The following is a 20,273-nucleotide window of genomic DNA, read 5'->3' on the forward strand; positions in this document are numbered from 1 at the left end:
TATGACCGACGCCCGAGGCCGGGGGCCCCGATGGACCGCGAGCCCCGACGGCGCGAGGAGCCGGGACAATAGCGTCTGGCACCGCCTGCACAAGGGGCAGGCACGCCGAACACCGAACCGGCGCCTGTTTAGGTGCCGCGCTTCAGTTTGGAAAGCCCCGCAAAGGGCGATGTCTCGCCACCATCGTCGGGCGGCTGAAAGGCGGCGTCGGGCTTGCGGGGATAGGGATCGACCCCGAGGGCCAGGAACTCGGCGGCGATGGCGGCGGCGTCGATGACGCCGCCGATGAGGGGATCATCCGCCGCGACCGCAGCATCGATGGCGAGGCCATCCTCCTCGTCATGGATGAGATGGGCTTTCAGCTTGTCCTCAGGACGGAAGCTCGCGTCTACATCCTCGGCGATGGTGTTCTCAACCGGGTCGAGGGTGACGACGCAGGTCTGCGTGACGGTCGCACTGACCCTGCCGGTGACCACCAGACCATCGCCGCGATAGGGTTTGACATGGATGTCGAGGTCGAAGGCCGACATCGCGTCGACACCGATGAAGGCTGCGAAGGTCGCGAGATCCTGATCCGCAAGCTGGCGGCGTCGAACATGGACGCCGGATGCCGAGACATCGACCAGCCGAATGGGCCAGAGCGGCAGCGGCGCACCTGGACGCCGCCCGCCATCGGCACGTTCACCGGTCATGACGCTCTCCGGGAGGCACGGCCGGAAACGCGATGTCTCCGGCGAGAAACAGTTCGTAGGGCTGCGCGGCGAGCGCCGCCGCCGCCTGGCGGACATAGGCGGCCAGGACATGGGTGTCGGCTGAGAGATCGGCGAGGACGTTGCGGGCGAGCGCGGCTTCGAGGGTTTCCCCATCCCCGCCGGCGAGGGCCTTGTCGTAGGCCTGGACGCGTCCATAGAAGGATTCGCCCATCTCGCGAATCTTCTTCGGCACCTTGGTGTCGGAGACGCCGAGTTCGCGCAGGCCGCGGTCGAAATCGAGGAACAGCATATCGAAGAGCGCCTGGCCGAGCTGGCGGCGTTCCTCGCTCTCTTCCTTCAGCCGGTGAAGCACCAGAAAGGCATGGAGCACCACCATCTCGAAACGGCCATGCACGGTATCGGGAACGCCATGGTCGCGGAAGAAGAGGGGATTGCGCGCCTGCGCCACGATGGCGCCGTAAAGCGTCTCGATGGTCGGGTCCTGCTTCTTGCGACGGAACAGGCTCAGAATCATCGGTTTTGCCGCCTTCGGGTTGAAATGGTTGCGGACGGGAGTTAAGTCAACGCGCCGGCGTCTTCAAGCGGCGGTTTACCGCCCTCGCCGGCGGCATCGGATTGAGAAGGTCGGCAGAGAATGATGCGCGTTACGTCACGTCCCGCCAAGGCAGCGCTTGTCGCAGGTCTCGCGGCACTCCTGTCGGCCTGCTCGCAGGGACCATCCGTGTCGTCCCTGACACCGAGCCTGCCGACTCCGACGCAATTCAGCATCGGCGAGACCTTCAACCGCGGCTATGTGGTCTCCGAGGAGGCCCTCGCCCAGGTGAAGGAAGGCAACAGCCAGGATCAGGTGCTGATCGCGCTCGGCACGCCGACGACGATCTCCACCATTAACGGCGACGTATTCTACTATATTTCAGAGAAGCAGACGCGAACCTTCACGTTCCAGCAGCCGCGGACCGTCGAGCGCAACGTGATGGCCGTCTATTTCAATTCCCGTCGCCAGGTTGAACGGGTCGCCAATTACGGGCTGCAGGACGGCAGGGTCTTCGACTTCATTTCCCGCTCCACCGTCACCGGTGGCGAAGAGGCCAACCTCCTGCGGCAGATCATCGCGGGCCCGCGCAGCTGATCGATCTGCTCGGGGTCATGTCCGTTTAGGTGTGTGGCCCCGCTCCAGCGGGGCCTTTTGTTTGTGCCCCGGCGCCCGGCATGGAAAAGCCCCGCGGGATCGCTCCCGCAGGGCTTTCTGTCACAGTTAGCGGCACTCAGCGGGCGAGGATCGCCAGCAGCAACAGCGCCACGATGTTGCAGATCTTGATGGCCGGATTGACGGCGGGGCCGGCCGTGTCCTTGTAGGGGTCGCCGACGGTGTCGCCGGTGACCGAGGCCTTGTGCGCTTCGGAACCCTTCAGATGGGTGACGCCGTCCTTGTCGACGAAGCCGTCCTCGAAGCTCTTCTTGGCATTGTCCCAGGCGCCGCCGCCCGAGGTCATGGAGATGGCGACGAAGAGGCCGTTGACGATGACGCCGAGGAGCGAGGCGCCGAGCGCGGCGAAGGCCGAGGCCTTGGAGCCCGACAGGGCCAGCACGCCGAAATAGGCGACGAGCGGCGCCAGGACCGGCAGCAGCGAGGGGATGATCATCTCCTTGATCGCCGCCTTGGTGAGCATGTCGACGGCGCGGGCATAGTCCGGCTTGTCGGTGCCGGCCATGATGCCCGGCTTTTCCTTGAACTGGCGGCGGACCTCCTCGACGACCGAACCGGCGGCGCGGCCGACGGCGGTCATGGCGATGCCGCCGAAGAGATAGGGAATGAGGCCGCCGAAGATCAGGCCGGCGACGACATAGGGATCCGACAGGTCGAAAGTGACCGGCGACATGCCCTTGAAGTAGGAATAGGTCGTCGCTCCCGCCTTGTTCGCCTCGGTGATGAAGTAGTTGAGGTCGTAGCTGTAGGCGGCGAAGAGCACGAGAGCGCCGAGGCCGGCAGAGCCGATGGCATAACCCTTGGTGACCGCCTTGGTGGTGTTGCCGACGGCGTCCAGGGCATCCGTCGAGTGGCGCACCTCCTTGGGCAGTCCGGCCATTTCGGCGATACCGCCGGCATTGTCGGTGACAGGGCCGAAGGCGTCGAGGGCGACGATCATGCCGGCGAGGCCGAGCATGGTGGTGACCGCGATCGCCGTGCCGAAGAGACCGCCAAGCTGGAAGGTGGAGATGATGCCACCGACGATGACGATGGCCGGCAGCGCGGTGGATTCAAGCGACACCGCGAGGCCCTGGATGACATTGGTGCCGTGTCCGGTGACGGAGGCCTGGGCGATGGAGACGACCGGGCGCTTGCCCGTGCCGGTGTAGTATTCGGTGATCCAGACGATCAGGCCGGTGACGGCGAGACCGACGAGGCCGCAGGCGAAGAGGGCCGAACCGGTGATGGTCTTGCCGCCGACGACGCCGATGGACCCCCAGCCGGTGACGAACTGCGTCGCCAGCGCCAGACCGCCGATGGACAGGACGCCGGTGACGATGAGGCCCTTGTAGAGGGCACCCATGATCGAGTTGTTGGCGCCGAGCTTCACGAAGAAGGTACCGGCGATGGAGGTGACGATGCAGACGGCGCAGATGGCCAGCGGATAGATCAGCGCCGATTCCAGCGCCGGGGTACCGGCGAAGAAAATGGCGGCGAGAACCATCGTGGCGACGACGGTCACCGCATAGGTCTCGAAGAGGTCGGCGGCCATACCGGCGCAGTCTCCGACATTGTCGCCGACATTGTCGGCGATCGTCGCGGGGTTGCGCGGATCATCCTCGGGAATGCCGGCCTCGACCTTGCCGACGAGGTCGGCGCCGACATCGGCGCCCTTGGTGAAGATACCACCGCCGAGACGGGCGAAGATGGAGATGAGCGAGGCGCCGAAGCCGAGGGCCACCAGACCGTCGATGACCGTACGGCTCGTGGGGGCAAGGCCTCCCGGACCGGTCAGGGCCCAGAAATAGATGGCGACACCGAGGAGCGCGAGGCCGGCAACCAGGAGACCGGTGACCGCACCGGCCTTGAAGGCGATGTCGAGGCCGGCGGCGAGCGACTTGGAAGCCGCCTGGGCCGTGCGCACATTGGCGCGGACCGAGACGTTCATGCCGATGAAGCCGGCGGCCCCCGAGAGGACGGCACCGATGAGGAAGCCGATGGCGACGATCGTGCCGAGCAGCCAGGCGACGAGCAGGAGGATGGCGGCGCCGACGATCGCGATGGTGATGTACTGGCGCTTGAGATAGGCGGATGCGCCTTCGGCGATCGCGCCGGCGATCTCCTGCATGCGAGCCGACCCCGCATCGGCAGCCAGGAGCGACTTGGTCGCCCAGGCGCCATAGACGACGGACAGGAGCCCGGCGCCGATGATGACCCACAATGCTGTATTCATCGATGTTTCCTCTGTCGCGGCGCCCCGTGGGGCGGCCGTCCAATCCCCGTGGAACTGGATGTCCCTGCTCGTTTCTTGTGTGGTGGTGATGGGCTGACGCCCGCCCCACGACGAGTCCGACGCATTTCTGCCAAAGTCCCGGGTCCGAAGCAACGGATGGGAGGGCTGCGCGGCTCGTCCTTTCGGCTGTAATCTGTGTTTTCCGGCGCATTCCGGCCGTGGGACGTCAGGCCAGTCCCGGTTTCGGCCGGGAACCCACGGCGAGCGCCACGGCCGCGATCGCGACGATGGGGAACACGACCCAGTTCACCATGTCCCAGCCGTAGGTCGTCACGATCTTTCCCGAGGAGAAGGAGCCGATCGCCATGACCCCGAAAACGCAGAAATCATTGACGGACTGGATGCGGGTGCGCTCCTCCGGCCGGGCCGTCGCAGCCACCATGGCACTGGCGCCGATATAGCCAAAGTTCCAGCCGAGACCGAGCAGGATCAGCGCGACGTAGAAGTGCGGGACGGTAATGCCCATCAGCGCCACCACCGCGGAGATGGCGGTCAGGGCGAGGCCGAGGGCGACGATTCGCGGCGCGCCATAGCGGGCGATAAGGCTGCCGGTGAAAAAACTCGGCGCATACATGGCGATGACGTGCCACTGGATGCCGTAGGCGGCATCATCGATGGAGTGGTTGCAGCCGATCATCGCGAGTGGCGCGGCGGTCATGACGAAATTCATCAGCATATAGGTGGCGGCCCCGCAGATCACGGCGGTGACGAAGGCGCGGTCGCGGAAATAGGCGGAGGTCGGCCGCGTCACGGTGCCGATCGGCGGCGCCTTGGGCTTGGGAATGTCGACGAAGGACAGGATCACGCCGGCCATCAGGGCCACGACCGCCTGGCCGATATAGGTGCCGGCGAAGAGCACCGGCGGCACGGCGTCCTTGGTCCAGACCACGAGTTGCGGTCCGACGACGCCGGCGAGGACGCCGCCCGTCATGACCCAGGAGATGGCCTTGGGCCGGAAGGCGTCGGAGGCGGTGTCGGCAGCCGCGAAACGGTAGCTCTGGGCGGCTGAGGCGTAGAATCCGGCGCAGAAGGTGGCGAGGCAGAAGACGGGAAAACTCGCCCACATTACCCCGAGATAGCCGAAGAGGCCGGTCAGGACACCGGCGCCGGTGGCGATCTGGTAGGCGGTCCGGCGACCATAGCGGCGCACCAGCATGCCGACCGGCAGCGAGGCCGCCGCGAGACCGACCACGAAGATCGAGATCGGCAGCGTCGCCAGCGAGCGGACCGGTGCGAGTTGCGCGCCGACGATGGCGCCGGTGGCGAACATCACGGTCGTGTTCGCGCCGGCCAATGCCGTCGCCAGCGCCAGGATGAAAGCGTTGCGCTTCGCGAGCCTGTCGCCGATGGCCAGGTCTTCGGGTGTGGTGCTGGTCATGGCGGCTTCACGCGATCAGGAAAGGCGGTCTCTCCGGCGGGCAGTCGGCATAACAAACGTACCGACGATCGTCATTGCAGGAGAAGCGCCGTCTCAATAGCCCGCTTTACCGCCTTTCGCCATCGATCCTGCGACGTGCAGGCCTGCAAGGCAGGCATGAGCGATCCGCCTTCCGCGCCACAGGGCTTGCGCTCCGCAGGGCTTGGCAGACGTGCCCTGCGCCCCAGGTGCTTGCCTAGGGGAAGCTGTTGCTGTCCCCTCGCCTTGTCCTTCCGTCTCAGAGACCGTCATGAGCCAGCTTTTCTCGCCCCTCGCCATCGGCCCCGTGACGGTGCCCAACCGCATCGTCGTGGCGCCGATGTGCCAGTATTCCGCCGATGATGGCTGCATGAACGACTGGCACCTCCAGCACCTCATGAACCTCGCCATGTCGGGCGCGGGCATGGTGGTGGTCGAGGCAACAGCCGTCGAGCGTCTCGGGCGGATCACCCATGGCTGTGTGGGCCTCTACAATGACGCTAACGAGCGGGCGATACGGCGCGTCATCGACGCGGCGCGCGCCGTGGCCCTGCCGGGCACGACCTTCGGCATCCAGATCGCCCATGCCGGCCGCAAGGCCTCGTCCGAGCGGCCCTGGGAGGGCGGCGGTCCGCTGAAGGACAATGCCGACCCCTGGCCAACGGTCGCCGCTTCGGCGACCGCCTTCGACGAGGGCTGGCATGTGCCGCGGGAAATGACCGGGCCGGACATGATGCGGATCGCCACAGCCTTCGTCGCGGCGGCGAAACGGGCCGTGCGGATCGGCTTCGACTCCGTCGAGCTGCACATGGCCCACGGCTATCTCCTGCACAATGTCATGAGCCCGCTGTCCAACATGCGCACGGATGGCTTTGGTGGCAGCCGCGAGAACCGCTTCGCCTGGCCGCTGTCGATCGCCGCCGCGGTCAAGGCGGCGGTGCCCGCCCATGTCGCGGTGGGGGCCCGCATCACCGGCCAGGACTGGACCGAGGATGGTCTTCAGGTGGCCGATGCCGTGGCGCTCGCCGCCGAACTCAGGGCCGTTGGCCTCGATTTCGTCTGCGTGTCGTCGGGCGGCGCGCATCCGCGCGCGCGGGTCCAGGTGAAGCCGGGCTACCAGGTGCCTTTTGCCACAGCGGTGAAGGCGGGATCGGGCATCACCACGCGCGCCGTCGGCCTCATCAACACGCCGTCGCAGGCGGAGGAGATCATCGCCAGCGGTGCGGCGGATCTCGTCGCCATCGGCCGCGGCCTCCTCGACAATCCGCGCTGGGGCTGGCACGCAGCCGAAGAACTCGGTGCCGAGCTGACCTATCCGCCGCAATATGCCCGCGTCGCGAAGAGGCTCTGGCCGGGTGCGGTGCTGGCACGGCCGTCATAGCTGCCGCCATCCACACCCGTCCCTTTGCTTCCGCCGCGCATGCGCCTATAAGGGCGCGCCCGCGGGCCTTTCCGGCTCCGTGGGTCGCAGGCGATTCACGGACCGATCGGTCCGGATCGCGGCACGGACCCTCGGAGCGGATCCAAGACCCCGGCGCATGAGCACCGTCCTCATCCTCAACGGCCCCAACCTCAACCTGCTCGGCACGCGCGAGCCAGCGATCTATGGCTCGACGACGCTCGCCGATGTCGAGGCACTGTGTCGCGCCGAGGCGGACAAACACGGCCTCGTCGCCGATTTCCGCCAGTCCAATCACGAAGGCGTCCTCGTCGACTGGATCCACGAGGCCGGCCGCGCTCATGCCGCCGGCACGCTGAAGGGCGTCGTCTTCAATGCCGGTGCCTATACCCATACCTCGCTGGCGCTGGCCGACGCCACCCGCGGCACCGGCATTCCGCTGATCGAGGTCCACATCACCAATGTGCACGCCCGCGAGGCGGTGCGGCATCATTCCTTCCTGTCACCCGTCGCGCGCGGCATCATCGTGGGGCTCGGCCCCATGGGATATGCGCTCGCCATCGCCGCCGTCGCGGCGCTTCCGGCCAAGGCGTGAGCGGTCCCCGCCGCGCCAAGCCACATGAGGGCCCTATGCTCAAAGGCAAATCTTCCATCGACACGGCGATGATCCGCGAACTGGCGCAGGTTCTGGCCGATACCGATCTCACCGAGATCGAGATCGAACTCGAGTCGCTGAAGATCCGCGTCGCCCGTCAGGTCACTGTCCATGCGACGGTGGCGGCGCCGGCGCCTGTCGCCGCGGCCCCGATGGCACCTGTTCCGGCCGCGCCGACGCTGGCGCGCCCGGCACCCGCCGGCGACGACGATCCGCGCAAACATCCCGGCGTCGTGCCATCACCCATGGTCGGCACCGCCTATCGCCGCCCCTCGCCCGACGCCAAGCCGCTGGTCGAGGTCGGCCAGGTCGTCAAGGAGGGCGAGCGCCTCTGCCTGATCGAGGCGATGAAGACCTTCAACGACATCGTCGCGCCGCGGTCCGGCACGGTGACGCGCATCCTGTTCGACGACGGCCGGCCGGTGGAATACGGCGAGCCGCTGATGATCATCGAGTGAGCGCCCCGATGTTCAACAAGGTGCTGATCGCCAACCGCGGTGAGATCGCGCTGCGGGTCCTCCGCGCGTGCAAGGAACTCGACATCGCCACCGTCGCCGTCCATTCGACGGCCGACGCCGACTCGATGCACGTAAAGCTCGCCGACGAAAGCGTCTGCATCGGCCCGCCCTCGGCCCGCGAGAGCTATCTCCATATTCCCTCGCTGCTGGCGGCCTGCGAAATCACCGGCGCGGATGCCGTCCATCCCGGCTACGGCTTCCTGTCGGAGAACGCGCGCTTCGCCGACATCCTCGAGAGCCATGGCATCACCTTCATCGGCCCCAAGGCGGAGCATATCCGCATCATGGGTGACAAGATCGAGGCCAAGCGCACGGCCAAGCGCCTCGGCATTCCCACGGTTCCCGGATCCGAGGGCGGCATCTCCGACGACGAGGAAGCCAGGGCTGTGGCCCGGGAGATCGGCTTTCCCGTCATCATCAAGGCGGCTGCCGGCGGCGGCGGGCGTGGCATGAAGGTGGCGCGCTCGGCGGACGAACTCGAAGTGGCCCTGCAGACGGCCAAGACCGAGGCCAAGGCGGCCTTCGGCGACGACGCCGTCTATATCGAGAAATATCTCGGCAAGCCGCGCCATATCGAGATCCAGGTCCTCGGCGACGGCCAGGGCAGTGCCATCCATCTGGGCGAGCGCGACTGCTCGCTGCAGCGCCGCCACCAGAAGGTCTGGGAGGAAGGCCCCTCCCCGGTGATCACGCCAGCGCAGCGCGCCGAGATCGGCGGCGTCTGCGCCCGCGCCATGGCCGACATGGGCTATACCGGGGCCGGCACCATCGAATTCCTCTATGAGGACGGCCAGTTCTTCTTCATCGAGATGAACACCCGCATCCAGGTCGAACATCCGGTCACCGAGATGATCACCGGCGTCGACCTCGTCAACGAGCAGATCCGCATCGCCTCGGGGCAGAAACTGTCGCTGAAGCAGTCAGACATCGTCGTCGAGGGCCATGCCATCGAATGCCGGGTCAATGCCGAGAACCCCGCGACCTTTCGGCCTTCGCCCGGCAAGCTCAACCTGTTCCACACGCCCGGCGGCATCGGCGTGCGCGTCGACAGCCACGCCTACCAGGGCTATACGATTCCGCCCTATTACGATTCGCTTGTCGGCAAGCTGATCGTCCACGGCCGCACCCGCACCGAATGCCTGGCGCGCCTGCGCCGTGCCCTGGACGAGTTCGTGGTGGACGGCATCGAGACGACATTGCCGCTGTTCCGCACCCTGGTCCGCAATCCGTCGATCATCGCCGGCGAGTACGATATCCACTGGCTGGAGAAGTTCCTGGCCGGCGAGGCGGCCAAGAACGCCTAAGGCGTCAGGTCCGCCACAGGCCCTTCAACACCACCGGCACGTCCTCGTAGGCACCGACGAGGGCGTGGGGCCGCGACCCGAGCAGCGCCCGTGGTGCGTGATAGCCCCAGGTGACGCCGATCGCGGCGACGCCGGCGGAATGGGCCATGTCGATGTCATAGGTCGTGTCGCCGATCATCACCGTGTCCTCGGGACGGGCGCCGACGGCCGCCATGGCCTGTTCGATCATGGCGGGATGGGGCTTCGACGGCGCGTCATCGGCGGTCTGGATGGTGGCGAAACGCTCCAGCAGCCCGTGATGGGTCATGACGATGCGCACGCCGCGCTGCGACTTGCCCGTGGCGATGCCAAGCGCGATCTCCTGCCCCGCCAGCCATTCCACCACCTCGCGGGCACCGTCATAGAGCGGCTCGGCATGTCCCGCCTTCTGCCGCTGGGCGTGGAAGGCACCCTTGTAGGCCTCGACGAGCACCGGAATATCCGCATCGTCAGCGCTCGTCAGTGCGGCGAAGGCTTCCGCGAGCGACAGGCCGACGATGGAGAGCGTCGCCTCACGCGCGGGCGCGGGGCGCCCCAGTGTGGCGAAGGCCTCGTTCATGCAGGCCATGATGAGATGCTGGCTGTCGACGAGGGTGCCGTCACAGTCGAAAATGACGAGTTTCACTGCACAGGCGCTCCGGGACCGGAGCGCCTTGTGGGTCATCCGCGCCTTCAGTTCAAGCGCCGAACCGGCAGGACCTGACAGCCATGCGGAATTCCGGTGTGCGGGGCATGTAGCCGCGCCCGCGCACGGCATCGCGGCACTGGACGATGCGGGCGAGATCCGGCCGGCGTGCCTGAAGGCAGGCGATCACGGCGCCGCGGACCTCGGGCCCCCGATAGCCGCGGGCGCGGGCTTCCTGGCGGCACTGGAAGCGCTCGGCGCGCAGTTCGGGATTGCCGGGGCCCATGCCCGGCCCCGGACCATCGCCATAGGGCTGGGCGGCGAGCGGCGAGGCGGCCAGTAGCGCGAGCATGCACCCAAAGGCGAGGCGTTTCATGGCAATCTCCGGTCGAGGGCGCGGCGAACGACCCTTGACGACCGGCCGCTGAGCCCCGGGTGAAGACCGGGTTCAGCCCTGGCGCCGCTCCAGCGTCTCGACCCGCGCCTCCAGCGCCGCAATGCGCTTCTCGGCGAGGTCGTTGGCCCGCCGCAACTCACCGACAAGATCTTTCATGGCCCGGCTGTCGCCGCCCGGCACGGTGCGGATCACCCGGCGCGTCACCATGACGATGAGCACGAGAATGATAGCGAGCACCACAGCGGTGACATAGATCCAGCCGGTCAGGGACATCACTCCTCCGGAGCCTCGACGATGGGATCGTAATGCGACACGTCCCATCCCAGCAGGTTGAAGGTCTGCTCCATATGGGGCGGCAGCGGCGCCGACACGTCGATCGTGCCCTTGCCGCGCGGATGCGGCACGACGAGACGGCGGGCGTGGAGATGCAGCTTGTGCTGGATGCCGCCGGGAATCTCCCAGTTCTCGACATCGAAATATTTGGGATCGCCGAGGATCGGATGGCCGATCTCGGCGGCGTGGACGCGCAACTGGTGGGTGCGGCCCGTCACCGGCTTCATCGAGAGCCAGGAGAGCTTCTGCGCCATCGTGTCGATGACGGCATAATAGCTCACCGCATGGCTCGCACCCTTGTCGCCGTGCCTGGCGATGCGCATGAAGCTCTCGTCCTCGCGCTCCTCCTTGGCGAGATAGGTCGAGACGCGGCCCTGCCGCGGCTTCGGCACGCCGGCGACCACGGCCCAGTAGATCTTTCGGGCGGAGCGGGTGCGGAAGGTCTTGGCGAGGGCGGCCGCGGCGAAGCGCGACTTGGCGACCAGCAGGCAGCCCGACGTGTCCTTGTCGAGACGGTGGACGAGGCGCGGCCGCTGCCCGTCCTCGTCGGTGAGGACCGCCAGCATGCCGTCGAGGTGCTTCTTGGTGCCCGACCCGCCCTGCACGGCAAGCCCGGCAGGCTTGGCCAGCACCATGACATCGGCATCCTCGTAAAGCGTGATGGAGGCGAGGAACCCGGCGACGTCCTCGCCGACCTTGGCGGACATCGGCCGCGCCTGGTCGAGCTTGAGCGGCGGCACGCGCACCGCCTGACCGGCCTCCAGCCGGTCCTTGGTCTCGACGCGGCGGCCATTCACCCTGAGCTCGCCCTTGCGGACGATGCGCTGGATGTAGCTGAACGAGAGCTGCGGGAAGCGGGCGGCGAGGAAACGGTCGACGCGCATGTCGGCCTCGTCCGCGGTGACGGTCAGGGTCTGGACGCCGGTCTGCAGCGTGTCGGTGGCTGCGGCCTTCAATTCCGCCCGGGTCGGGCCTGCGGGGGCCGCCACCGGTGCACGGCGCGGCGGGCGCGGCTCGGCACGCCCATCGGCTCGGACAGGTCCGCGACGGGGTGCCTCATCGCCAGCCGCCCTGTCACGCGGGGCCCGTGAGCGCACCGCACGGTCGGCGGCCCGGGCCGGGCGGCGCTCGTCCGATGCGGGCTCGCGGCCCATCCCGCGCGGTTCCTGGATGGCATCGATGTCGAGATCGGCCTCGGGCACCCAGGTCGCATTGTCGAGGTCCCAGTCGTCGGAGCGGCCCCGCCGCGGCGACCCGTCGAAGGAGCGCAGTTCCGTCGGCTCGCGCCGGACGCGCTCCCGGCGCGGGCGTTCCGAGCGGCGCTCGTCGGCATCGCGCTCCTCGGGGCGGCGGTCCTCGAAGCCGCGCTCCTCGCGCCTTGCGAAGGGACGGCCGCTGCGCACCGGACCGCGGGGCGTGCGCTCGGCCTCGGCGGCGAAGGGGGGGCGCTTGGCCGGCGGGCGGGCGCCCATGCGCGGCGTCTCGCCGGCTGTACCGGCGCTGCGCCCACGCGCAGGCTTGCCCGGGCCCTTGCCGGGTCCTTTGGCGAATCCTTTGGCCGGTCCCTTGGCCGCACCCTTGCCGCCGGAGCGCTTGGCGCCGCGGTCGACCGGTCCGTGACCGGGCGGTTTGCCCCTGCCCTTCATGAGAAACTCCTGATGACGGCGAGGCCGACCGCGACGGCTGCGATCGAAAGAAACACCGAAAGCACCACATAGAGGGCGGCGGCCCCGTAGTCACCCCGCTCGATCAGCGTCATGGCATCAAGGGAGAAGGCGGAGAAGGTGGTGAAGCCGCCGAGAATGCCGGTGGTCAGGAAAAGACGGAGCTCCTGGCTCCACGGCACGGAGACGCGGAAGGCGAGCCAGCCGGCGATAAGGCCCATGGCCAGGCCGCCCGCCAGATTGACGATGAGGGTGCCGGCCGGAAAGCCCGGCCCGAAAGCCTTCAGGGACCAGACGTTGACGCCGTAACGCGCTGCCCCGCCGATGCCGGACCCGAGAAAGACGAGGAGGAGCTTGGTCATGACCCAAGGGTTAGCGGATGTCGGCAGCGGCGTGAAGCGTCACCCACCGCGCTCCCGCCTGAGCTTCGCCCACCACTCCATCCGCTTTCCGATCTCGCGCTCGAAGCCGCGCTCGACCGGCCTGTAAAGCGACTGGCGGCCGATGGCCTCGGGCCAGTAATCCTGACCGGAGAAGGCGTCGGGCTCGTCGTGGTCGTAGCGATAGCCCTCGCCATAGCCTTCCGATTTCATCAGCTTCGTCGGGGCGTTGAGGATGGTCTTGGGCGGCGTCACGCTGCCGCGTTCCTTGGCCAGCGCCATGGCGGCCTTCCAGGCGGTGTAGGCGGCGTTGGATTTGGGCGCCGTGGCGACGTAGAGCACGGCATTGGCGAGCGCCAGTTCGCCTTCGGGACTGCCGAGGAAGTCGTAGGCGTCCTTGGCGGCATTGGCGACGACGAGGGCCTGCGGGTCGGCGAGGCCGATATCCTCGACCGCCATGCGGACGACGCGGCGGGCGATGAAGAGCGGGTTCTCGCCGGCATCCAGCATGCGCGCGAGGTAGTAGAGCGCCGCGTCGGGATCGGAGCCGCGCACCGTCTTGTGGAGCGCGGAGATGAGGTTGTAGTGACCCTCCTGCGCCTTGTCGTAGATCGGCGCCCGGCGCTGGACGATCTCCGACAGGCCGGCCGTGTCGAAAACCTCGCCCGCGCCGGCGGCCCGCCAGACCTCTTCCGCCAGCGTCAGGATGGCCCGGCCGTCGCCATCGGCCATGCGCACGAGCGCGAGGCGCGCATCGGCGTCGAGCGGCAGCGCCCTCGCCTCCAGCGCCTCGGCGCGGGCCAGAAGCTTCTCCAGCGCGTCGTCGTCGAGGGAGCGGAAGGTGAGCACGCGGGCGCGCGACAGCAGCGCCGCATTGAGTTCGAAGGACGGGTTCTCCGTCGTCGCCCCGACGAGGGTCACGGTGCCGTCCTCGACGACGGGGAGGAAGGCGTCCTGCTGCGAGCGATTGAAGCGGTGGATCTCGTCGACGAAGAGCAGCGTGCCGCGGCCCTGGACGCGCCGGGCGCGGGCCTGTTCGAACACCTTCTTCAGATCGGCGACACCTGTGAAGATGGCGGAGATCTGCTCGAAGGCGAGATCGGTCTCGCCGGCCAGCAGCCGCGCCACCGTCGTCTTGCCGGTGCCTGGGGGACCCCAGAAGACGAGAGAGCCGAGCGAGCGGGTGCGCAGGAGCCGTGTCAGCGCGCCGTCGGGGCCGGTCAGATGGTCCTGGCCGGCGACCTCGGCCAGGGTCTGCGGGCGGAGGCGGTCGGCGAGCGGACGCGGCGCCTTGGGATCGGGGCCGGCGGCCTCGAAGAGGTCCACGCCCTCAGCCGCCCATCATGGAATTGATGATCTGGCCGCCGCGGTCGATCTGGAAACGCCAGAGGCGGGCGCGCTGCGCGGTGGCCTCGCGCAGGTCGGCCGGCGTCCTGATCTCGCGGCCGTTGACGGCGACGACGACGTCGCCGGGCTGCAGACCCACCTGCCCCGCCGCCGAATTGGGCTCGACCGCCATGATGACGACGCCGTCGGTGCGATGGGCGACGCGCAACTCGTCGGCCATGCCGGGAGCGAGCGTCGCGACCCGCGCGCCGGCGAAGGGCGAGGGTCCGCTGAGGGTTATGGCGTCCTGGCCGCCGGGCGGCGCCGGTTGCAGCGCCACCGGCACGACGAGATTGCGGCCATTGCGGGTGACGGCGAGGCTGGCCATGCCGCCGATCGGCTTGACGCCGAAGCGGTAGCCGAAACCGTCGGGGTCCTCGACCACCTGGCCATCGACGGCGGTGATGAGGTCGCCGGCGCGCATCCCGGCCCGGGCGGCGGGCGAATTCGGCACCACCGACACGACCAGGGCCCCGGTCGGACGGGCGAGCCTCAGGCTTTCGGCAACATCGGCCGTGACGGTCTGCAGGCGACCGCCGAACCAGGGCCGCTGCACGGTCTGGCTGCCGGACCTCGCCGATTCCACCACGAGGCGGACCAGCGCGGTGGGGATGGCGAAGCCGATGCCGTGGCTGCCGCCGGACCGCGAGAAGATCGCCGTGTTGACGCCGATGAGGCGGCCGGACATGTCGACCAGCGCGCCGCCGGAATTGCCGGGATTGATGGCGGCATCGGTCTGAACGAAGGACTGATAATCGGCCACACCGACCTGGGTGCGGGCGAGAGCCGAGATGATGCCCTGTGTGACCGTCTGGCCGACGCCGAAGGGATTGCCGATGGCCAGCACGATGTCGCCCACCTCGAGCCCGTCGGACTCGCCGATGTCGATCACCGCAAGGTCGGTCGGCGGGTTCTTCAGCTTCAGCACGGCGAGATCGGTGCGCGGGTCGCGCAGGACGATGTCGACCTCGAACTCGCGCCGGTCGGCGAACGCGATCTTCACCTCCGTCATGTTCTGGATGACGTGATTGTTGGTGATGACGAGACCGGAGCGGTCGACGATGACGCCGGAACCGAGCGAGCGGGCGACCTCGGCGCGGCCGGGGCCCTGCTGCGGCCCGCCGCGGTCACCGAAGAAGCGGCGGAAGATCGGATCGTCGAAGAAGGGATGGGCCTGCACCTGCTCAACGCGGGCGCCATAGACATTGACCACGGCCGGTGCGGCGCGCTTCACGACGGGCGCGAACGACAGCTGCATCTCGGCGCGGCTCTGCGGCGCCTGACGCTGGGCCGATGCGGGCGAGGTGGCGAGGGCCGCGAGAGCGGCGGCAAGAACGAGGATGGTGAATCTGGTCATGGCCGCAATATAGCGACGGCGCCGCCGTCCCGGAAGGGAATGCAGGCGGCCGATGCACGCGAACGGATTGACCGGCTCCGGGCCAGCGACCACCCTCGGGTCAGAGGAAACGCGGAGACCCCCATGACACCGATCGACTTTGCCGCCGGCAATTACCGCTATGTGCCGAGCGTGTTCCAGTATTCCGCCGGTGCCGCCGCCCTGCCCGGCTATCACGTCGAGCGCGTGATGTTCCGCAACCCCGTGCCGCTGAAGGATGGCTTTGCCCGTATCGCTGCAATGATCAAGGGAGCCGGGCGGCCGCTGACCGCCTTCTGTGCCTGCGAACTCAGATCGCCCGCCCCCTTCGACGATGCCGGCTTCAAGGCCTTCAACGAGATCTATGTCGGGACACTCGCCGAATGGGGCATCTATGACCCCGCGACCAAGGCCAATCCCGTGGCACGGTCGAATGTCTGTCCGGAGATCGGCGGCCCGCCGGAGCCGTCCTTCCACGCCTTTTCCTATATTGCCGCGGGTGATGCCGGCGTGCCGCAATTCGTCATTTCCGGCTCCGGCGAGGCGCGCGAGGGATCCGGGCCCTATGCCGAACGCATCGTCCGCCTCAACGACACCAGCCCGCAGGGCTTGCGCGAGAAGGGCATCTTCGTGCTGGAGCAGATGGAAAAACGCATGGCGGCCTTCGGCCATGGCTGGTCGGTGACGACCGCGGCACAGGTCTATTGCGTGCACGACATCCACCCCTTCCTCGCCGACGAGATCGTCCGGCGCGGGGCGGCCCGCTGCGGCCTGACCTGGCATTTCAACCGGCCCCCGGTCGTCGGGCTCGATTACGAGATGGATTGCCGGAGCGTCGCCATCGAGCGCAGCATCTGATGCCACAGGCCTGGGGCTGGCGCGACTTCTTCGCCCCGGTCCTCGCCGGCTATTGCGGTCTTCTCATCGGGGTGGGCATGGGGCGCTTCGGCTATCCCCCGCTCATCCCCGCCATGGTGGAAGCGGGCTGGGCGAGCCCGACGACGCTGCATCTCGCCGGGGCCTTCAACCTCGCCGGCTATATCGTCGGCGCCGGAACGGCCCTGGCCACGGCAAGGGCGCTCGGGGTCCGGCCGGCGATCACGGTCGCGGCGGCATTCGCAGTGCTCGCTTTCGCGGTCTCGGCGACCCCGCTTCCGGCCTGGGCCTTCATCGCGCTGCGGGCGCTGTCGGGGGCCACCGGCGGCGTGTTGATGATCGTCATCCCGCCGGTGGTCGCCAATGTCGTGGCGCCCTCGCACCGGGGACGGGCCAACGGCCTCGCCTTCGCCGGGGTCGGAACCGGTTTCGTGCTCTCGGGGACCGCCGTACCGGCCTTTGCCGCAGGCGGGCCTGCCGGCGCCTGGCTCGCCCTGGCGGCGGCGCTGGCCATCGCCAGCGTCGTGATGATGGCCTTCCTGCCGCGCTCGGCTCCCCCCGTCGCCGCCAATCGCAACGCTCCAGCACCGGCCTGGCGCCGCGATCCCGCGTTCTTCGGCCTCGCGGCCGCCTATTGCGGCGCCGCGGCGGGCTATGTCCCGCATACGATCTTCTTCGTCGATCACGTGGCGCGCGATCTCGGATTCGGCCTGGCAGTGGGAGGCTGGATCTGGGTGGCAGCGGGCATCACAGCCGTCCTCGCCCCCATGGTTGCAGGGCTCGCCGCCGACCGATTCGGTTATGGGCCGGTGCTGCGCGTCATCGTCGCCCTGATGGCCATCGGCGCGGCCATTCCCGCCCTCACCCACAATCTCTTGCTGCTGACGCTCTCCGCCATGATGGCGGGAGGGCTGATGATCGGTTTGGGATCATCCACCTCCGGGCGCACCCGCGAGATCGTCGGTCCGGCCGCCCACACCGCCGCCTGGGCGCTGCAGACGGTCGCCTTCGCGGTCGTCCAGGCGGCGGCGGCCTATGGCTTCACGGCGCTGCTCGTGGCGACCGGCAGCTACGCCCTCGTCTTCGCCCTTGCCGGCGGCATCATGGCGACCGGGCTGGCGCTGGAATTGATCACGGCCCGCCGCGGCCGCGCACCGTCCCCTGACGCTCAATGAAAAAGGGCAGCCCCGGGGCCGCCCTTCCTCGGACCCGCCGCAAGGGCAGGCCGCCAAGCGACCGGCAGGATCAGGCCGCGGCCTGCTCCGGCTTCGCCTGGACCGGACCGGAATCCTTGCCCTTGGCGTCGACGTCGCGGTCGACGAACTCGATCACCGCGACCGGCGCATTATCGCCGTAGCGGAAGCCCGCCTTCAGCACGCGGGTGTATCCACCCTGGCGCGACTGGTAGCGGGGGCCGAGAACCTCGAAGAGCTTCTTGACCATGCCGAGGTCGCGGATCTGCGAGACCGCCTGACGGCGGGCATGCAGGTCGCCGCGCTTGCCGAGCGTCACCAGCTTCTCGACGATCGGACGCAGGTCCTTCGCCTTCGGCAGGGTGGTAACGATCTGCTCGTGCTTGATGAGCGCAGCGCACATGTTGGCAAACATCGCCTGACGATGCTCGGCCGTGCGGTTGAACTTGCGGTGGGCTTTGCCGTGACGCATCGCCTTGTCCTCCGGTGGATCGCGGACCTCACGGTCGGCGAGAATTGAAAAATCAGTAGTGGTCCTCGAAGCGCTTGGCGAGCTCTTCGATATTCTCCGGCGGCCAGCCCGTAACCTCCATGCCGAGGTGGAGGCCCATCTGGGCAAGCACTTCCTTGATCTCGTTCAGCGACTTGCGGCCGAAGTTCGGAGTGCGGAGCATTTCCGCCTCGGTCTTCTGGATCAGATCGCCGATATAGACGATGTTGTCGTTCTTCAAGCAGTTGGCCGAGCGGACCGACAGCTCCAGCTCGTCGACCTTCTTCAGCAGCGCCGGGTTGAAGGCCAGATCCGGGATCGACTCCTGGACGACTTCCTTGCGCGACTCCTCGAAGTTCACGAAGATTTCCAGCTGGTCCTGCAGGATGCGCGCCGCATAGGCGATGGCATCCTCGGGCGAGACCGAACCGTTGGTTTCGACCGTCAGGGTCAGCTTGTCGTAGTCGAGCACCTGGCCCTCGCGGGTCGGCGAGACCTGGTAGGACACCTTCTTGACCGGCGAATAGAGGCTGTCGACCGGAATGAGCCCGATCGGCGCGTCTTCGGCGCGGTTCTTCTCGGAGGGCACGTAGCCCTTGCCGGTGTCGACGGTGAATTCCATGCGGATCGCCGCGCCCTCGTCGAGGGTGCAGATGACCAATTCCGGATTGAGGACCACGACGTCGCCGACGGTCTGGATGTCGCCGGCGGTGACGACGCCCGGACCTTCCTTGCGCACGACCATGCGCTTGGGGCCGTCGCCCTGCATCTTGATAGCGATGTCCTTGATGTTCAGGACGATGTCGGTGACATCCTCGCGCACGCCCGGGATCGACGAGAATTCGTGCAGCACGCCATCGATCTGCACGGCAGAGACGGCCGCGCCCTGGAGCGAGGACAGGAGAATGCGGCGCAGGGCATTGCCCAGCGTGACGCCGAAGCCGCGCTCAAGCGGCTCGGCGGTGGCAGTGGCAATGCGCTTGGGGTCATCGCCGGGAACGATGTGGAGCTTCTCCGGCTTGATCAGTTCCTGCCAGTTCTTCTGGATCACGGGGTCTACCCTTCGCTTGGATCTGGCCGCTGTCTCGTCCCCTGCAGGACCCTGACGACCGGTTCCCCTCGCCGCGCGGCGGGGGATGGAAAATCGAGGACCGCCACAGGCCGGACCTCGATTGCGAGACGTGAAAACAACTCAGACGCGGCGGCGCTTGCGTGGGCGGCAGCCATTGTGCGGGATGGGGGTCACGTCGCGGATGGAGGTGACGGTAAAGCCGGCGGCCTGGAGGGCGCGCAGGGCCGATTCACGTCCCGAACCGGGACCCGACACCTCGACCTCGACGGTGCGCATGCCGTGCTCGGAGGCCTTGCGGGCGGCATCCTCGGCGGCGACCTGGGCGGCGTAGGGGGTCGACTTGCGCGAACCCTTGAAGCCCATGGTGCCCGACGAGGACCAGGCAATGGTATTGCCCTGGGCGTCGGTGATGGTGATCATCGTGTTGTTGAACGACGCGTTCACGTGGCAGACGCCGGAGGCGATGTTCTTTCGCTCGCGGCGGCGAACGCGGTTGGCTTCCTTGGCCATGGTCTGGTCCTTGTCCTTCAGGCGCGCCCGTAATGCCAGGCGCTCGGGAAACGAGCCGGAGCGCTAGAGGCGCCCCAGGTCATGATCACTTCTTCTTGCCGGCGATCGCCTTGGCCGGGCCCTTGCGGGTGCGGGCATTGGTATGTGTGCGCTGGCCGCGGACCGGCAGCCCCTTGCGGTGCCGCAGGCCGCGATAGCAGCCGAGGTCCATGAGACGCTTGATGTTCATCGAGACTTCGCGGCGCAGGTCGCCCTCGACCATGTAGTCGCGGTCGATGGTCTCGCGCACCGCGAGGATTTCCTGGTCGGTCAGCTGATTCACACGGCGCTCGGCCGGGATCTTGACCTTCTCGCAGATCTCGCTGGCGTATTTCGCGCCGATGCCGTGAATGTACTGCAGCGCGATTATTACGCGCTTGTTGGTCGGGATGTTGACACCCGCGATACGAGCCATATCTCGTCTCCA

General features: G+C 67.9%; 22 protein-coding genes. 7 read left to right on the plus strand and 15 right to left on the minus strand.

Translation table 11 applies throughout. The features are described 5' to 3' along the window. Nucleotides 1–128 precede the first annotated feature (128 nt). Both Q0C57_RS00695 and Q0C57_RS00700 read right to left on the minus strand, forming a co-directional pair. Nucleotides 129–692, minus strand: a complete 564-nt coding sequence (locus Q0C57_RS00695; RefSeq protein WP_296570656.1) for a DUF177 domain-containing protein — start codon at nt 690–692, stop codon at nt 129–131. Further along, nucleotides 682–1,227 (minus strand): ubiquinol-cytochrome C chaperone family protein, encoded by a 546-nt coding sequence (locus Q0C57_RS00700; RefSeq protein WP_296570659.1) that lies wholly within the window; start codon nt 1,225–1,227, stop codon nt 682–684. The genes Q0C57_RS00695 and Q0C57_RS00700 overlap by 11 nt, the downstream gene beginning before the upstream one ends. 120 nt (nt 1,228–1,347) lie before the next feature. Here Q0C57_RS00700 and bamE point away from each other — a divergent pair, with 120 nt between their 5' ends. Further along, a complete protein-coding gene (gene bamE / locus Q0C57_RS00705) occupies nt 1,348–1,842 on the plus strand; it encodes an outer membrane protein assembly factor BamE (RefSeq protein WP_296570662.1) in 495 nt (164 codons plus the stop codon). 136 nt (nt 1,843–1,978) lie between these two features. Here the strand turns inward: bamE and Q0C57_RS00710 are convergent, their stop codons facing one another. After that, nucleotides 1,979–4,135, minus strand: coding sequence for a sodium-translocating pyrophosphatase (locus Q0C57_RS00710; RefSeq protein ID WP_296570665.1), 2,157 nt, complete (start codon nt 4,133–4,135; stop codon nt 1,979–1,981). A 226-nt stretch (nt 4,136–4,361) separates the two neighbouring features. Continuing rightward, nucleotides 4,362–5,573: an MFS transporter gene (locus Q0C57_RS00715; protein ID WP_296570669.1), complete on the minus strand. Its 1,212-nt coding sequence runs from the start codon at nt 5,571–5,573 to the stop codon at nt 4,362–4,364. A 289-nt stretch (nt 5,574–5,862) separates the two neighbouring features. Here Q0C57_RS00715 and Q0C57_RS00720 point away from each other — a divergent pair, with 289 nt between their 5' ends. The 4 genes from Q0C57_RS00720 to accC all read left to right on the plus strand — a co-directional run bounded on the left by Q0C57_RS00720 (nt 5,863) and on the right by accC (nt 9,467). After that, a complete protein-coding gene (locus Q0C57_RS00720) occupies nt 5,863–6,972 on the plus strand; it encodes an NADH:flavin oxidoreductase/NADH oxidase (protein WP_296570671.1) in 1,110 nt (369 codons plus the stop codon). Nucleotides 6,973–7,129: 157 nt separating this feature from the next. Beyond that, nucleotides 7,130–7,585, plus strand: coding sequence for a type II 3-dehydroquinate dehydratase (gene aroQ, locus Q0C57_RS00725; protein WP_296570673.1), 456 nt, complete (start codon nt 7,130–7,132; stop codon nt 7,583–7,585). Between the two features lie 35 nt (nt 7,586–7,620). Continuing rightward, entirely contained in the window at nt 7,621–8,103 is a 483-nt protein-coding gene (gene accB, locus Q0C57_RS00730; RefSeq protein ID WP_296570675.1) for an acetyl-CoA carboxylase biotin carboxyl carrier protein, read from the plus strand. A gap of 8 nt (nt 8,104–8,111) precedes the next feature. Next, nucleotides 8,112–9,467 (plus strand): acetyl-CoA carboxylase biotin carboxylase subunit, encoded by a 1,356-nt coding sequence (gene accC, locus Q0C57_RS00735; RefSeq protein WP_296570937.1) that lies wholly within the window; start codon nt 8,112–8,114, stop codon nt 9,465–9,467. 4 nt (nt 9,468–9,471) lie between these two features. On the opposite strand, the gene Q0C57_RS00740 is transcribed toward accC, so the two are convergent. The 7 genes from Q0C57_RS00740 to Q0C57_RS00770 all read right to left on the minus strand — a co-directional run bounded on the left by Q0C57_RS00740 (nt 9,472) and on the right by Q0C57_RS00770 (nt 15,648). Then, nucleotides 9,472–10,131, minus strand: a complete 660-nt coding sequence (locus Q0C57_RS00740) for an HAD-IA family hydrolase (RefSeq protein WP_296570678.1) — start codon at nt 10,129–10,131, stop codon at nt 9,472–9,474. A 52-nt stretch (nt 10,132–10,183) separates the two neighbouring features. Then, the gene (locus tag Q0C57_RS00745; protein WP_296570679.1) at nt 10,184–10,507 is read right to left on the minus strand and encodes a hypothetical protein; all 324 of its coding nucleotides are present in this window, start codon (nt 10,505–10,507) and stop codon (nt 10,184–10,186) included. 72 nt (nt 10,508–10,579) lie between these two features. Further along, nucleotides 10,580–10,801 (minus strand): hypothetical protein, encoded by a 222-nt coding sequence (locus tag Q0C57_RS00750; RefSeq protein ID WP_296570682.1) that lies wholly within the window; start codon nt 10,799–10,801, stop codon nt 10,580–10,582. Then, a complete protein-coding gene (locus Q0C57_RS00755; protein ID WP_296570684.1) occupies nt 10,801–12,507 on the minus strand; it encodes an RluA family pseudouridine synthase in 1,707 nt (568 codons plus the stop codon). Before Q0C57_RS00755 ends, Q0C57_RS00750 begins: the two co-directional genes overlap by 1 nt. Then, nucleotides 12,504–12,887 (minus strand): fluoride efflux transporter CrcB, encoded by a 384-nt coding sequence (gene crcB, locus Q0C57_RS00760; protein ID WP_296570687.1) that lies wholly within the window; start codon nt 12,885–12,887, stop codon nt 12,504–12,506. Before crcB ends, Q0C57_RS00755 begins: the two co-directional genes overlap by 4 nt. Nucleotides 12,888–12,926: 39 nt before the next feature. Further along, on the minus strand, nt 12,927–14,231 hold the full coding sequence (locus Q0C57_RS00765) for a replication-associated recombination protein A (protein WP_296570689.1): 1,305 nt from the start codon (nt 14,229–14,231) through the stop codon (nt 12,927–12,929). A gap of 4 nt (nt 14,232–14,235) precedes the next feature. Then, nucleotides 14,236–15,648, minus strand: a complete 1,413-nt coding sequence (locus tag Q0C57_RS00770) for a DegQ family serine endoprotease (RefSeq protein WP_296570692.1) — start codon at nt 15,646–15,648, stop codon at nt 14,236–14,238. Nucleotides 15,649–15,771: 123 nt separating this feature from the next. On the opposite strand from Q0C57_RS00770, the gene Q0C57_RS00775 reads away from it, so the two are divergent. Both Q0C57_RS00775 and Q0C57_RS00780 read left to right on the plus strand, forming a co-directional pair. Then, entirely contained in the window at nt 15,772–16,524 is a 753-nt protein-coding gene (locus Q0C57_RS00775) for a hypothetical protein (protein WP_296570695.1), read from the plus strand. Next, nucleotides 16,524–17,717, plus strand: a complete 1,194-nt coding sequence (locus Q0C57_RS00780) for a YbfB/YjiJ family MFS transporter (protein WP_296570698.1) — start codon at nt 16,524–16,526, stop codon at nt 17,715–17,717. Before Q0C57_RS00775 ends, Q0C57_RS00780 begins: the two co-directional genes overlap by 1 nt. 70 nt (nt 17,718–17,787) lie before the next feature. On the opposite strand, the gene rplQ is transcribed toward Q0C57_RS00780, so the two are convergent. The 4 genes from rplQ to rpsM all read right to left on the minus strand — a co-directional run bounded on the left by rplQ (nt 17,788) and on the right by rpsM (nt 20,261). After that, the gene (gene rplQ, locus Q0C57_RS00785) at nt 17,788–18,207 is read right to left on the minus strand and encodes a 50S ribosomal protein L17 (protein WP_106748034.1); all 420 of its coding nucleotides are present in this window, start codon (nt 18,205–18,207) and stop codon (nt 17,788–17,790) included. Nucleotides 18,208–18,259: 52 nt separating this feature from the next. Then, nucleotides 18,260–19,276: a DNA-directed RNA polymerase subunit alpha gene (locus tag Q0C57_RS00790; protein ID WP_296570704.1), complete on the minus strand. Its 1,017-nt coding sequence runs from the start codon at nt 19,274–19,276 to the stop codon at nt 18,260–18,262. Between the two features lie 141 nt (nt 19,277–19,417). After that, entirely contained in the window at nt 19,418–19,807 is a 390-nt protein-coding gene (rpsK, locus tag Q0C57_RS00795; RefSeq protein ID WP_296570707.1) for a 30S ribosomal protein S11, read from the minus strand. Nucleotides 19,808–19,892: 85 nt separating this feature from the next. Next, nucleotides 19,893–20,261: a 30S ribosomal protein S13 gene (gene rpsM / locus Q0C57_RS00800; protein ID WP_296570711.1), complete on the minus strand. Its 369-nt coding sequence runs from the start codon at nt 20,259–20,261 to the stop codon at nt 19,893–19,895. Nucleotides 20,262–20,273 lie beyond the last annotated feature (12 nt).

Origin of the sequence: Phreatobacter sp. (assembly GCF_022843985.1) — a bacterium.
Taxonomy (GTDB): domain Bacteria; phylum Pseudomonadota; class Alphaproteobacteria; order Rhizobiales; family Phreatobacteraceae; genus Phreatobacter.